Annotated in this window: 13 protein-coding genes; 9 read left to right on the plus strand and 4 right to left on the minus strand. The window is 71.1% G+C overall.

The genetic code is table 11. The annotated features are described in order from the left end of the window. Positions 1 to 2: 2 nt before the first annotated feature. Positions 3 to 1556: an FAD-dependent monooxygenase gene (locus ACFJGV_RS12740; RefSeq protein ID WP_378144329.1), complete on the minus strand. Its 1554-nt coding sequence runs from the start codon at positions 1554 to 1556 to the stop codon at positions 3 to 5. 34 nt (positions 1557 to 1590) lie between these two features. After that, positions 1591 to 2196 carry a TetR family transcriptional regulator gene (locus ACFJGV_RS12745; RefSeq protein ID WP_378144330.1) on the minus strand — a complete coding sequence of 202 codons (606 nt, stop codon included), beginning with the start codon at positions 2194 to 2196 and terminating at the stop codon, positions 1591 to 1593. Positions 2197 to 2389: 193 nt separating this feature from the next. Here ACFJGV_RS12745 and ACFJGV_RS12750 point away from each other — a divergent pair, with 193 nt between their 5' ends. After that, positions 2390 to 2755 carry a hypothetical protein gene (locus tag ACFJGV_RS12750; protein ID WP_378144331.1) on the plus strand — a complete coding sequence of 122 codons (366 nt, stop codon included), beginning with the start codon at positions 2390 to 2392 and terminating at the stop codon, positions 2753 to 2755. 33 nt (positions 2756 to 2788) lie between these two features. On the opposite strand, the gene ACFJGV_RS12755 is transcribed toward ACFJGV_RS12750, so the two are convergent. Beyond that, positions 2789 to 3373, minus strand: coding sequence for an Lrp/AsnC family transcriptional regulator (locus ACFJGV_RS12755; RefSeq protein WP_378144332.1), 585 nt, complete (start codon positions 3371 to 3373; stop codon positions 2789 to 2791). Positions 3374 to 3501: 128 nt separating this feature from the next. Here ACFJGV_RS12755 and ACFJGV_RS12760 point away from each other — a divergent pair, with 128 nt between their 5' ends. Genes ACFJGV_RS12760 through ACFJGV_RS12785 form a run of 6 tightly spaced genes read left to right on the plus strand, consistent with a single transcriptional unit; the run spans position 3502 to position 10396 of the window. Then, positions 3502 to 5082 (plus strand): ABC transporter substrate-binding protein, encoded by a 1581-nt coding sequence (locus ACFJGV_RS12760; protein ID WP_378144333.1) that lies wholly within the window; start codon positions 3502 to 3504, stop codon positions 5080 to 5082. 5 nt (positions 5083 to 5087) lie between these two features. After that, a complete protein-coding gene (locus ACFJGV_RS12765; protein WP_378144334.1) occupies positions 5088 to 6167 on the plus strand; it encodes an ABC transporter permease in 1080 nt (359 codons plus the stop codon). Beyond that, positions 6164 to 7132 (plus strand): ABC transporter permease, encoded by a 969-nt coding sequence (locus ACFJGV_RS12770; protein WP_378144335.1) that lies wholly within the window; start codon positions 6164 to 6166, stop codon positions 7130 to 7132. Before ACFJGV_RS12765 ends, ACFJGV_RS12770 begins: the two co-directional genes overlap by 4 nt. Then, on the plus strand, positions 7129 to 8079 hold the full coding sequence (locus ACFJGV_RS12775) for an ABC transporter ATP-binding protein (protein ID WP_378144336.1): 951 nt from the start codon (positions 7129 to 7131) through the stop codon (positions 8077 to 8079). The genes ACFJGV_RS12770 and ACFJGV_RS12775 overlap by 4 nt, the downstream gene beginning before the upstream one ends. Continuing rightward, on the plus strand, positions 8076 to 8927 hold the full coding sequence (locus tag ACFJGV_RS12780) for an ATP-binding cassette domain-containing protein (RefSeq protein WP_378144337.1): 852 nt from the start codon (positions 8076 to 8078) through the stop codon (positions 8925 to 8927). The genes ACFJGV_RS12775 and ACFJGV_RS12780 overlap by 4 nt, the downstream gene beginning before the upstream one ends. Beyond that, on the plus strand, positions 8927 to 10396 hold the full coding sequence (locus ACFJGV_RS12785; protein ID WP_378144338.1) for an aminopeptidase P family protein: 1470 nt from the start codon (positions 8927 to 8929) through the stop codon (positions 10394 to 10396). Before ACFJGV_RS12780 ends, ACFJGV_RS12785 begins: the two co-directional genes overlap by 1 nt. A gap of 119 nt (positions 10397 to 10515) precedes the next feature. Here ACFJGV_RS12785 and ACFJGV_RS12790 read toward each other — a convergent pair whose 3' ends face one another. After that, the gene (locus tag ACFJGV_RS12790) at positions 10516 to 11493 is read right to left on the minus strand and encodes a zinc-binding dehydrogenase (protein WP_378144339.1); all 978 of its coding nucleotides are present in this window, start codon (positions 11491 to 11493) and stop codon (positions 10516 to 10518) included. Between the two features lie 140 nt (positions 11494 to 11633). Here ACFJGV_RS12790 and ACFJGV_RS12795 point away from each other — a divergent pair, with 140 nt between their 5' ends. Continuing rightward, positions 11634 to 12347, plus strand: coding sequence for a hypothetical protein (locus ACFJGV_RS12795; RefSeq protein WP_378144340.1), 714 nt, complete (start codon positions 11634 to 11636; stop codon positions 12345 to 12347). A gap of 2 nt (positions 12348 to 12349) precedes the next feature. Beyond that, positions 12350 to 12745, plus strand: coding sequence for a PRC-barrel domain-containing protein (locus ACFJGV_RS12800; protein WP_378144341.1), 396 nt, complete (start codon positions 12350 to 12352; stop codon positions 12743 to 12745). Positions 12746 to 12779: the final 34 nt, after the last annotated feature.

Raw genomic sequence — 12779 nt, forward strand, 5'->3', positions numbered from 1 at the left:
AGCTACGCCGCCGCCCTCGACGCCGAGGGCGCGCCGAACCAGTGTGAGAGCGCCTCGGTGAGGGGTGTCGGATCAGCGTGCGACCAGGCGACGAACCCGTCGGGGCGGATCAGCACGGCACCCGTCGCGACGGGGCTCGCCACCGGCACATAGTCGACGCGGTCCGCCCATCCGGCCGCGGCGTCGCGGTGGTCGCCCACCGAATCGAGCAGGACGGGGCGGGCGCTGCGCAGCAGCTCCGGGATCCGGCGGACGGTCCCGTCGGCGAGCTCGACCTCGCTCGAAGGCACGAACCACCCCGTCGGGCCGTCCGCGGCCGCGGCGCCCATGTCGTACCGGACGTCGGCGCCGGCGAGCAGGTCGGCGATCCGCTGCACGGTGTGCGTGTCGGTGAGCATCTCCGTGAACAGGTCGCGGAGGGCCGTGACGTCGGCGCCGGGGGCCATGAGCGCGGTCTGCGCCTGGGTCTGCATGAAGACGCGCTCTCCCAGCGGACGCCGCTCGGACTCGTACGAGTCGAGCAGACCGGCGGGAGCCCAGCCGCGGAGATCCGCAGCGAGCTTCCACGCGAGGTTCGCCGCGTCCTGGAGAGCGAGGTTCAACCCGGGGCCGCCGGCGGCGGAGTGGACGTGCGCCGCGTCGCCGAGAAGGAAGACGTTCCCATCGCGGTACCGGTCCGCCACCCGGGTGTTCCGGCCGCTGAGGCGTCGCAGCAGCGTCGGCTCGCCCTCGGCGGGCGGGGACAGCTCGAGGCGGACGCCGAGCACCCGCTCGAGGCTGTCCTCCATCTCCGTCAGCGTCGTCGGCGCCCCATCGCCAGGGAAGCTGCGATCCGGCTGGTCCTCCCATTCCGCGGTGTAGACCAGCGGATGCTCCGGGTCGCGGAGCGCGATCGTGACGACCCCGGTCTCGGTGCGATGGAAGTTCTCCGCTATCTCGCCGAGACCCGCGACGAGCACCCTGCCTGGCCCCGCCGGCGTCAGTTGATCGGTGGGGGCGATCAAGACCGTGCGGTCGACGATGTGGTGGTCGGTGTTGCCGGGGAAGCCGATGCCGGACATCTTGCGGACGGTGCTCCGAGCGCCGTCGCTGCCTACGAGGTACCGAGCCGTCAGAGTGCTCTCCCTCCCGGTCGCGACGTCTCTCGTGTGAACGTCGACGACACCGGCCCGCTGGGCGAAGGAGCTCATCTCGACCCCGCGCCGGATCTCGACGCCCAGCTCGGCAGCGCGTTCTCCAAGAGCGCGCTCGAGGTCCCGCTGATTGATGTGGAGCAGATACATCGGGTTCCGGTCGCCGAGCACGTGCAACGGCAGCGGCAGGGCGCCGAAGAAGAAGCTCGGGGCCGCGGTCGGGACGGGGGTGCCGGCGCACCGCTCGAACAGGCCGCGGTGGTCGAGGAGGTGGACGACCTGGCCGGTGAGGCCGTGCGCCTTGTCCCACTGGTTGATCTCGGGGAGGCGTTCGAGGACCAGGGGCTCCACGCCCGCGAGCTTCAGCTCGCACGCGACGAAGACGCCGACGGGTCCTCCTCCGACGATGATGACGTCATACATGGTGGCCTTCTTTCATGACGGTGTCGGATGCTCGTCAGACCAGCCGGTCGAGGCCGGCGCCGAGCAGCTGGAAGGCGTCGCGGAGGAACGGCGGCAGGGGCTGAGCCTCGCCCCGCGCCACCCACGCCTCGAGGGTGGCCAGCAGCGTCGACAGCGCAGCCGCCGACAACAGGCCGGGCAGCGGGTCGTTCGGCGCCGCGTGAGAACGGACGGCGATCGCCTCGGCGAACACGGCGTTCGCGGTACGGGCTCCGCGATCCACCGCGGATTGCATGCCGGGCGTGGAGAGCACCGCGAGCAGCCCGGTCTGCTCGTCTCGCGAGGGGATGTCCGCGTCCGCGGCCTCGTAGGGGGCGAGGAGCGCCTCCGTGATGGCCGACCAGAGCGGCTCCTCGCGCGGGCGCTGCAGGAGGTCTGCCGCCGCGGCGCGCACGCGCTGCACGTGCCGGTCGGCGATCGCATCCTCCTTGCTGGAGAAGTAGTTCCCGAAGGTGCGGCGGGAGACGCCGACGACCTCGACGATGTCCTCGACCCGGACGTTGTCGAGCCCGCGCTCTCGTGTGAGCAGCACCGTGGTCACGCTCAGCGCTTCGCGGACCGCGAGCTTCTTCCGCTCGCGGAGGGAGGCGTCGTCTGTCATGCCATCACCGTAAACATAAATTGCCCATTGCGCAAAATTACCCATTCGGCAAAAGCTTTACATCGGACTCATTGAGCGATCCAGTGCCTCTCGGACGCAGAACATCCAGAGAAGTGTGTGGCGGCGCAGACCACAGGAAACAAAGCGACGATCCCATCCAGACACCACGTCGCGTGATGCATACTCTTCGACTGTGAACGAACGACTCGACGTGCCCGCCGCATCCGCCCCGAGCCTCGACGGTCGCGAGTTCGTGATGGAGTCGTCGACTAACAGCGCCGTCGACCCGGAGTCGCCGTCGCGGTTCTGGTACTCCGAGCGCGATGGGGTCGTCTGGGGCGACTACGAGGGCGACACGGTGACGTTCGGACGCTTCCTGGGCACGCGTGTCGGCGACGCGCTGTCGGTGACCTTCGCGCACGTCCTCCTCGACGGCGGGATGGTCGTCACCGGGTCGAGCGCGAGCCGCGTCGAGACGGCGGAGGCGGGACGCATCCGGCTCGTCGAGGACTTCGTGATCGACGGGGTCGATCACGTGAGCATCTGCGTCGAGGTCTAGGCCTGCCGAAGCTCCCCTGACGAATCAGGGGGGCTACAGCGCGGTGTCGCGGCCGTTGCCGGCGGTGGTGAAGCGCGTCATCCCGAGGCGGTTCGTGGAGCCCGAGCGGTCGGGGATGTCGCTCGGCAGCACGTAGGACTTCCGCACCACCTCGTCGAGCACGACCACCGACACGACCGACTTCACCTCGGGCCGCGCCGCGACGACCCCCGTGACGAAGTCGTGCACGCCGCCGACGTCCGTCGAGCGGACGATGAGCATAGCGTCGTGCTCGCCCGTCGTGACGCAGCAGTACTCGACGTCGGGCATCTGCAGGATGCCCTCGCGGAAGCGGTGCCACGACTGCGGATGCACCGTCACGAAGACGAGCGCGCAGATGTCGAGACCCACCTTCCCGGGGTCGATCATGGCCGAGAACCCGGCGATGACCCCGGATGCGGTGAGCTGCTCGACGCGGCTGTAGACGCTCGCACGGGACACGTTGACGCGTTCGGCGAGAGCCGACATCGAGATGCGGCCGTCCTCGCGGAGGATCTCGAGGATGCGCAGGTTGACCTCGTCGAGCGGCGGATGGATTTGTCCAGCCGGACCGCCAGACCGCTTCTCAGTGTTCGACATTTCGCCTCCAATGCAGTGAAGCGACGCTATTCCGTCTGGAAGGGCTCCGTCAAGCAAGACGTTCGGCTCGGAATTGTGCCAAAGTACCTCCACACCGTCCAAGTGATCCATTCCTTCAGGAGGCCTCCATGGTTTTCCGCTCCACCCCGGCCCGAGTCGCGATCGCCGCAGCAGCGGTCTCGCTCGCGCTCGTCGCCACCGGATGCGCGTCGGGCAAGACCGACAGCGCTGACGGCAGCAACCAGACGCTGACCATCGACAAGACGTTCGACCTCAAGACCGCCGATCCGGGCCGCATGTACGAGCCCACCGGGCAGCTGGTCGACAAGGCGCTCTACGAGACCCTCCTCACCTTCGAGGGCGGCGACGTCTCGAAGGTCGTCGACGGCGTCGCGAGCCTTTCGCAGAACGACGACGCCACGGAGTTCACCCTCACCCTGAACGGCGACCACACCTTCTCCGACGGCAGCACCATGACCGCCGACGACGTGGTGTTCTCGCTGCAGCGCGTGATCGGCCTGAAGGGCAACCCCTCGTTCCTCCTCGACGGCGTCACCGTCACGAAGAAGGACGACAAGACGGTCGTGCTCACCACCGCGACGCCCACCCCGGCGCTCCCGGCGATCCTCGCCAACCCGGCCCTCGGCATCCTCAACTCGAAGGTCGTCAAGGAGAACGGCGGCACCACCGACGAGACCGACACCGCCGAGCAGTACCTCAACTCGCACTCGGCAGGCTCCGGCCCGTACGTGCTCGACTCGCTCGACCTCGCGTCGCAGGTCGTGCTCACCACGAACGACAAGTACGACGGGCAGAAGCCGGCCTTCGGCCGCGTGGTCATCCAGAACGTCGAGGGTGCCACGCAGAAGATCAACGTGCAGGGCGGCAGCGCCGACATCGCGCTCGACCTCTCGGGCACGCAGGCGCAGGGCCTCGGCGACGCGGTCGCCGTCACCAGCGACCCGTCCGCGAACGTGATCTTCCTGCTGCTCAACCAGAACCCGAGCGTCTCGAACATCACCTCCAACCCCGACTTCGTGAAGGCGGTCAAGGAGGCCATCGACTACGACGACCTCGTGTCGATCGCCGGCACCGGCACCGCCCAGGCGGCCGGGGTCATCCCGAGCATGCTGCTCGGCGCCCTCCCCGCGGACGAGAAGCTCACGCAGGACCTCGACGCCGCCAAGGCCGACCTCGCGAAGAGCGGCTACGCGGGCGAGAGCGTCACGCTCAACTTCCCCAGCGACATCACGCTGAACGGTCTCGACTTCCCGACGATCGCCCAGCGCATCCAGTCGCAGCTGAAGGAGATCGGCGTGAACGTCGAGCTCGCCCCGGCTCCGGTCGCGACCGAGCTCGACGCGTACCGCAACGGCACCGAGACCATCGGCCTCTGGTACTGGGGCCCGGACTACCCGGACCCGAGCGACTACCTCGTGTTCACCCCGGGCAACGTGGTGGGCCTCCGCGCCGGCTGGCCGGCGGGCGCGAACCCCGCGATCTCGACCCTCGCCGACGCCGCCGCCGCCGGTGGCAGCACGGATGAGCGCCAGTCGCGCTTCGAGGACCTCCAGACCGCGCTCAACGCCGACGGCCCGTTCATCCCGCTGCTGCAGCCCGGCAACAACATCGCCGCGGCCTCGAAGGTCGACAACGTGGTCTACAACGCGGTGTGGACCCTCGACATCGCGAAGCTCGGCAGCAAGTAGCAGCGTTGTCTCGCAGCGACACGGCCGTCCGGTCCCCACGTGCGCGTGGGGGCCGGGCGGCTCACCCCTTCCTCCGCTACGCGCTGCGGCGCGTCCTCACGTCGCTGCTCCTCGTGGTGGGCGTGACCCTCGTCACGTTCATCCTGACGAACCTCGTCCCCGGCGACCCGGTCGCCGCCGCGCTCGGCCAGCGGGCGGCGGAGGACCCGGCGATCGTGGCCCAGTTCCGCGCGCAGTACGGGCTCGACCAGCCGCTCGTGGTGCAGTACTTCACGTACCTCGGCAACCTGCTGCACGGCGACCTCGGCACCTCGACGACCACGCACAACCCGGTGGCGTCCGATCTCGCGAAGGCGCTGCCCGCCACACTCGAGATCGCGATCGGCGCGATCGTGCTCAGCGTGATCATCGGCGTCGTCCTCGGCACGATCGCCGCGCACCGCCGCGGCAAGGCGTCCGACCACGTGCTCCGGGTCGTGTCGCTCGCGGGCCTCAGCGTGCCGACCTTCTGGCTCGCGCTGGTGCTCTACTACGTCTTCTACTTCCAGCTGCACATCGCCCCCGGATCCGGGCGGCTGAGCAGCGACTACACCACGCCTCCCACGGTCACCGGGATGTACACGGTCGACGCGCTCCTCGTCGGGCAGCTCGACACGTTCCTCGACGCGATGGCGCACCTCTTCCTCCCGGTGCTCGTGCTCACGCTGTACACGGTGGGTCTCCTCACCCGCTTCGTGCGCACCGCCGTGCTCGAGGTGCTCGATCAGGACTACGTCCGCGCGGCGCGCGCCAAGGGGCTCCCCGGCCGCACCGTGATCTGGTCGTACGTCCTCCGCGGGGCGAGCATCCCGATCCTCACCGTGGTGGGGCTCGCGTTCGGAAGCCTGCTGAGCGGCACCGTGCTCGTGGAGGCCATCTTCGCCTGGCCGGGCATCGGCTCGTACGCCTACCAGGCCGCCTCCCACCTCGACCTCCCCGGGGTCATGGGTGTGGGCCTCCTCATCGGTGTGATGTACCTGCTCGTCAACCTCGTCGTCGACCTCCTGTACGGCGTGCTCGACCCGAGAGTGAGGCTGGCCTCGTGACCTCGCCGCGCACCTCCACCACCCCCGACCCCCGCGACGGCGCACCCGCCGGGTCGCGCGACGGCGTCGGCGCCGGCGTGCTCGACCCGATCGACACGGCGTCGCCGCGCTGGCGCCGCCCGCGGCTGCGGCTCGGGCGCTGGTCGGCCCCGCTCGGGCTCATCGGCGCCGGCGTCGCGCTCGCGTGGATCGTCGTTGCGATCCTCGCGCCCGTGATCGCGCCGCACGACCCGATCGCCCAGGACCTCCCCATCCTGCAGCCGCCCGGCGAGGGCACCCTGATGGGCACGGATGCTCTGGGTCGCGACGTCTTCTCCCGCGTCATCTGGGGCGCTCAGGTGACGATCCCGCTCGCGCTGCTGCTCGTCGTGCTGTCCGTGCTCATCGGCGCGATCGTGGGCGCGGTGGCGGGGTTCTTCGGCCGCGCGGTCGACGAGGTGGCGATGCGCGTCACCGACCTGGTGATGGCGTTCCCCACCGTCATCCTCGCGATGGTGATCGCCGCCGCACTCGGCGCGTCGCTCCTCAACGCCGTGCTCGCCGCGCTCATCGTGTCGTGGCCGTCGTACGCGAGGCTCACCCGCGGGCTCGTCCTCGGCCTCCGCGGATCGAACTACGTCGTCGCCGGCCAACTCCTCGGGTTCTCGCCGCTGCGCTCGCTCGGCCGCGACATCGCGCCCAACATCGTGGGCCCCGTGCTCGTGCTGGCCAGCCTCGACATCGGCACGGCGATCCTGCTGCTCTCGGGCCTGTCGTTCCTCGGGCTCGGCGCGAAGCCGCCGACAGCGGAGTGGGGCTCGATGGTGTCCGACGCGATCAAGAACTTCGACGCCTGGTGGATCGGCGTCTTCCCGGGCCTGGCGATCCTCACCGTGGTGATCGCGTTCAACTTCGTGGGCGACGCCCTGCGCGACGCGCTCGATCCGACCTCGTCCACGATCCGCGGGGGAGGGCCGACGCTGTGAGCGACGCGACGAGACTGCCGGGCGACGCCCTGCGCATCCGCGACCTGCACATCACCGCGCGCGGACGCGCGATCGTCGACGGCATCGACCTCACCCTGGCCCGCGGAGGCATCCACGGGCTTGCCGGGGAGTCGGGCTCGGGCAAGACGATGACGGCGCTCGCCGTGCTCGGCCTGCTGCCCGGCGGCATGACGGCGTCCGGCAGCATCCGCCTGGCCGGGGCGGGAGCGGGCGGCGACGACGTCGAGCTCGTCGGCGCCTCGCGCCGCACGCTCGGCGCGATCCGCGGCCGCCGCATCGCGATGGTGTTCCAGGATCCGTCGACCAGCCTGCATCCGCAGCTGCAGATCGGGCGGCAGCTCACCGACCACATGCGGCACCACCTCGGGCTGTCGGCGGCGGATGCGCGCACGCGCGCGGTCGAGCTGCTCGACCGGGTGCGGGTGCCGGATGCGGCGGGCGCGCTGAAGAAGTACCCGCACCAGTTCTCGGGTGGGCAGCGTCAGCGCATCGCGATCGCGGTCGCGCTGGCGTGCGACCCGTCGGTGCTGCTCGCCGACGAGCCCACGACCGCGCTCGACGTCACCGTGCAGGCGGGCGTGCTGCAGCTGCTGCGCGAGCTCGTCGACGACAGCGGACTCAGCGTGCTGCTCGTCACCCACGACCTCGGCGTGATGAGCGCGATCGCCGACGTGGTCACCGTGATGAGGCAGGGTGTCGTCGTCGAGTCGGCCCCGCGCCGGCAGCTGTTCACCGATCCGCAGGACGAGTACACACGCTCCCTGCTGGCCGCACTGCCCGGCTCCTCGTTCGAGGAGACGCCCGACGAGCTGGTCGACGACCTCATCGCCGGTCGCGGTGCGGTCGCGGCCGACGACCTCGACTCTCGAGCTGAGGTCGAGGCGGTCGACTCGATCGATCCCGACTCCAAGGGGGCCACCCGATGACCGCAGCACCGGTGCTCGAGGCCGACGGCATCGTCGTCGAGTACGGCCGCCGCCCACCGCTCCGCGCGGTCGACGGCGTCGGCTTCACGGTCGCTCCCGGCGAGGTCGTGGCGCTGGTCGGCGAGAGCGGATGCGGCAAGTCGAGCCTCGCGCGCGCCGTCGTCGGCATCGAGAGGCGTCGCTCCGGCTCCGTGCGGTTGAACGGCGACGAGGTGCGACCGCTCGGCCTGCGCCGCCGCGATTCGACGCAGACCGGCCTGCAGATGGTGTTCCAGGATCCGAACTCGTCGCTCAACCCTCGCCGACGCATCGGCGACCAGCTGCAGGACGGCGTGCGCGCGGCGCTCGCCCGCGGCGACGCCGGATCCGACCCCGCCGACTGGCTGCGCCGCGTCGGGCTCGACCCGGCCATGGTCGACCGCTACCCGCACCAGTTCTCGGGCGGGCAGAAGCAGCGCATCGCGATCGCCCGCGCACTCGCCGCACGGCCGCGGATGCTCGTCGCCGACGAGCCCATCTCGGCGCTCGACGCGTCGACCCAGACCAGCGTCGCCGCCCTCATGCGCTCGCTGAGCGTCGAGGCGGGCGCCGGGATGCTCTTCATCTCACACGACCTCTCGGTGGTGCGCCGCATCGCCGACCGCGTGCTCGTGATGTACCGCGGGCGCGTGGTCGAGTCGGGTGAGACGGAGGCCGTCTGGCAGAGCCCGATGCATCCGTACACGCAGGCCCTCCTCGCGGCGATCCCGCTGCCCGACGGCGAGGGGCGCGTGCCCGTCGCGCCCGTCGACGCCGATCGCGAGGGCTGGCTCGTCGACGTGCCCGGCGCCCTCGAGCGGACGCTCTGATGGTGGTCGAGGCGCATCCCTCGGCGCCCCTCTGGCGGATGCCCGGGGCCCCGAATCGGGCGCCGCTGCCCGGCAACGGCGAGTTCATGCTCGCCGGCTGGGGCGACATGCCTCCCGTGCTCGCGCCTGACAACCCCGTCGTCACGTACGCCGTCGAGCGTCGGGCGCGGCTCGCGCAGGCGCTGCCCGCCGAGTTGCTCATCATCCCCGCCGGCACCGCGCGGGTGCGCTCCAACGACACCGACTACACGTTCCGGCCCGGCACCGACCACGTGTGGCTCACCGGCAACACCGTCGCCGACAGCGTGCTCGTGCTCGACACCACGGGCGGCGAGGCCGATGCGGTGCTCTACCTGCTGCCGCCGTCCGGCCGCGAGACCGACGAGTTCTGGCAGGATCCGGCCCTCGGCGACCTCTGGGTCGGCCCGCGGCCGACCCTCGCCGAGACGGCGGTCGCGCTCGGTCTCGAGACCCGCCCCCTGTCGGCGCTCGACGCCGACCTCGCCCAGGCCGCCCGCCGGGCCCGGCGCATCCGCGTGGTTCCGACGCTCGACGAGCGCGTCGACGACCTCGTGCGCGGCCTCTGCGGCCCCGACCTCGCGCCGCACCTGCTGCTGAAGTCGACGCTCGACGAGCTGCGGCTCATCAAGAACGACTGGGAGCTGGCGCAGCTGCAGCTCGCCGTCGACGTCACCGCCCGCGGCTTCGAGGACTGCCTCCGCGAGTGGGAGGCGGCGCGCGCGGCACCCCGCGGCGAGCGCCACCTCGAGGGCACGTTCCACCGCCGCTCGCGCCTCGAGGGGGAGGGGCCGGCGTACGGCTCGGTCGTCGGCTCGGGCGATCACGCGACGACGCTGCATTGGACCGCGAACGACGGCCCGCTGCGCGACGGCGACGTCGTGCTCATGGACATGGGCGTCGAGCTCTCGAGCCTGTTCTCGGCCGACATCACGCGCGTGTTCCCCGTGACGGGGACCTTCACTCCGTTGCAGCGCGACGTGTACTCGATCGTGCTCCGCGCCCAGCAGGCGGGCATCGACACCCTCCGCGCCGGCGTCGCGTTCCAGGACTACCAGGACGCGTGCTCTCGCTCGCTCGCCGCCGACCTCATCGACCTCGGGCTGCTCCGCTGCTCGCTCGACGAGGCCCTCGCGCCCGCGAACCAGTACCAGCGGCGCTGGACCATCTCGCGCGCGGGCCACATGCTCGGCATGGACGTGCACGACTGCAACCACGCCCCCGTCGGCTCGTACCTCACCGGCCGCCTCGCCGCGGGGCACACCCTCACGGTCGAGCCCGGTCTCTACTTCCAGCGCAACGACCTCACCGTGCCCGAGGAGCTCCGCGGCCTCGGCATCCGCATAGAGGACGACCTCGTCGTGACGGAGACCGCGAGCGTCAACCTCTCCGCCGCCCTCCCGCACACCCCCGACGCCGTCGAGGCGTGGATGTCCGCCCTCGCGGCCTGACGGCCCCCCACCCCCCGGCGCCCGCCCGTCCGAATCCGGTTCCGCCACATCTTTGGCGTTTCGCCACACGCATGCGCATGGCGAAACGCCACCAGTGTGGCGGAACCGCGGGAGACGGGTCAGAAGCGGAGGAGGATCTTGCCCGCTCGGCCGGGGACGGCGCTGGCCGCGGCCGCCGCGCGGGCCTCGTCGGCGGGGTAGACCGCCTCGACGGGGAGCTGCACCTCGCCCGAGCCGACCCGCTGCAGCAGCTCGCCGAAGAGGGCGCGGCGCTTGTCCGCATCCATGTCGGCGCTGACGCGGCTGCCCCAGAAGCCCTTCACGGTGAGCTGCTTGAAGATGAGGTCGCCCGACGACAGGGAGAGGTCGCCCGACCCCATCGCGCCGAACGAGACGAGCGTCCCGCCCTCACCGAGGAGGGACAGGAGGTCGCCCGCGGCGGTGCCGCCCACGGAGTCGACCGCGGCGCGCGGGTGGGCGCCGGCGAGGATCGCGTCGGCGCGATCACGCCACCCGTCGTCCTCGGTCGAGACGACGTCGTGGATGCCGACGGCCGCGAGCTCATCGACTCCGGCGTCGCGTCGCACGAGGCCCAGCACGCGGACGCCGCGCGCCGCCGCGAAGCGCGCCAGGAGGCGGCCGATGGCGCCGTTGGCGGTGTTCTGCACGATCCAGTCGCCCTCGTTCACGTCGAGGTAGTCGAGCAGGCTGAGTGCGCTGAACGGCATGGAGATCAGCTGCGCTGCCGTCTCGTCGTCGATGCCGTCGGGCACGGGGATGAGGCCGGCCGGCTTGGCCACGGCGTACTCGCTCCACACACCGAAGGTGCCGCCGGTGGCGACGCGCTGGCCCACCTGGAGGCGGTCGACGCCCTCGCCGAGCGCATCGACGACGCCGACCGCCTCGGTGCCGGTGCGCGCGGGCAGCTCGGGCTTGAAGCCGTAGGTTCCGCGGATCGTCCAGAGGTCGTGGTTGTGGATGGGGGAGAGCAGGATGCGGAGGCGCACCTCTCCGGGCCCGGGCTCGGGGACGGGGAGCTCAGAGATCTCGAGCACCTCGGAGGCCTCGCCGAACACGGGATGAGTCACTGCACGCATGCGTTTCACGGTACTCCCGCTTCTCTGGAGCTTCCCCGGGGGAAGCACCAGAGCGGGGTTCGCGCTACCCCTTGCCGACGAGCCGAGCGAGGTGCCGACTGGGGGAATCGACGACGGTGTACACAGAGGAAGGCCCGATCATGACGACCCCTGACGAACGCGACCGAGCAGCCGCAGGCTCGATCCCCGTCGACCGGACGACGTCCGTGCCGCCAGGCGGCGACCGGTCGACCGCGCCCCGGTCGGTCCCGCCCACCGAGGCGCAGCCCAGCTCCGTGCCGATCGAGGATCGAGCCACCCTCCGCGAGGAGGTGGTCGAACGCGAGCGCCGCCGGTTCGGCGGGTTCAAGTTCGGGTCGGCGTTCTTCGGCTGGCTCACGGCGACCGGCACCGGCGTGATCCTCACGGCCCTGCTGGCGGCGGCCGGCACCGCGCTCGGGCTCGGCATCACCGACGGCCAGGCCGACCTCGACGAGAACGAGACGACCACGATCGGCATCGTCGGATCGATCGCCCTGGTGGTCGTGCTCCTCGTCGCCTACTTCTGCGGCGGCTACGTGGCCGGGCGGATGGCTCGCTTCGACGGCGTGAAGCAGGGATTGGCCGTCTGGCTGTGGGCCGTGCTCATCGCGATCGTGGTGGCGGTCATCGGTGCGATCGCCGGCAGTCAGTTCAACATCCTGGCGAACCTCGACAGCTTCCCGCGCATCCCGATCGCCGAGGGCGCGCTCACCCTCACCGGCATCATCACCGCCGTGGTGCTCGCCGTCGCGAGCCTCGTCGGGGCGCTCCTCGGGGGTGCGGCTGGGATGCGGTTCCACCGTCGCGTCGACCGCGCCGGATTGGGGAGGTAGTCGTGCTGCCCGCCACGAACATCCAGTCCATCGTCGGCGCGACCCTGTACGGATCGGACCGCGTCAGACTCGGGAGGATCACCGGGGTGCTCGTCGATGTCGTGGACGGTCATCCCACCTGGGCGACGACCCACGTCGGCACGCTCGTCGGTCACACCGTCTACGTGCCTCTCGAAGACGCCACCTGGGAGCACGACGACGTGTTCGTCGCCTTCGACAAGGACCTCGTGAAGTCGGCGCCCAAGGTCGACGGCGACGAGGGGCTCACGCCCGAGGAGGAGCAGCGGCTCCGGCTGCACTTCGCGGGCGGGAACGGCGGAGACCGGGAGGGCGTGGTCCTGGACCGATCGGCACCCGACGAGGACGACCGCGACGTACCGCGTCACGCAGCCCGCTGACCAGGCATCCGGAGGCGGGCGCCCCTGCTCCCGC

The organism is Cnuibacter sp. UC19_7 (assembly GCF_042699995.1).
Taxonomy (GTDB): Bacteria; Actinomycetota; Actinomycetes; order Actinomycetales; family Microbacteriaceae; genus Cnuibacter.

Excerpts from the sequence above, each read along its gene's own strand:
- ACFJGV_RS12740 (WP_378144329.1), bottom strand. The coding sequence starts at position 1,556 with ATGTATGACGTCATCATCGTCGGAGGAGGACCCGTCGGCGTCTTCGTC.
- ACFJGV_RS12745 (WP_378144330.1), bottom strand. The coding sequence starts at position 2,196 with ATGACAGACGACGCCTCCCTCCGCGAGCGGAAGAAGCTCGCGGTCCGC.
- ACFJGV_RS12755 (WP_378144332.1), bottom strand. The coding sequence starts at position 3,373 with ATGTCGAACACTGAGAAGCGGTCTGGCGGTCCGGCTGGACAAATCCAT.
- ACFJGV_RS12760 (WP_378144333.1), top strand. The coding sequence starts at position 3,502 with ATGGTTTTCCGCTCCACCCCGGCCCGAGTCGCGATCGCCGCAGCAGCG.
- ACFJGV_RS12780 (WP_378144337.1), top strand. The coding sequence starts at position 8,076 with ATGACCGCAGCACCGGTGCTCGAGGCCGACGGCATCGTCGTCGAGTAC.
- ACFJGV_RS12785 (WP_378144338.1), top strand. The coding sequence starts at position 8,927 with ATGGTGGTCGAGGCGCATCCCTCGGCGCCCCTCTGGCGGATGCCCGGG.
- ACFJGV_RS12790 (WP_378144339.1), bottom strand. The coding sequence starts at position 11,493 with ATGCGTGCAGTGACTCATCCCGTGTTCGGCGAGGCCTCCGAGGTGCTC.
- ACFJGV_RS12795 (WP_378144340.1), top strand. The coding sequence starts at position 11,634 with ATGACGACCCCTGACGAACGCGACCGAGCAGCCGCAGGCTCGATCCCC.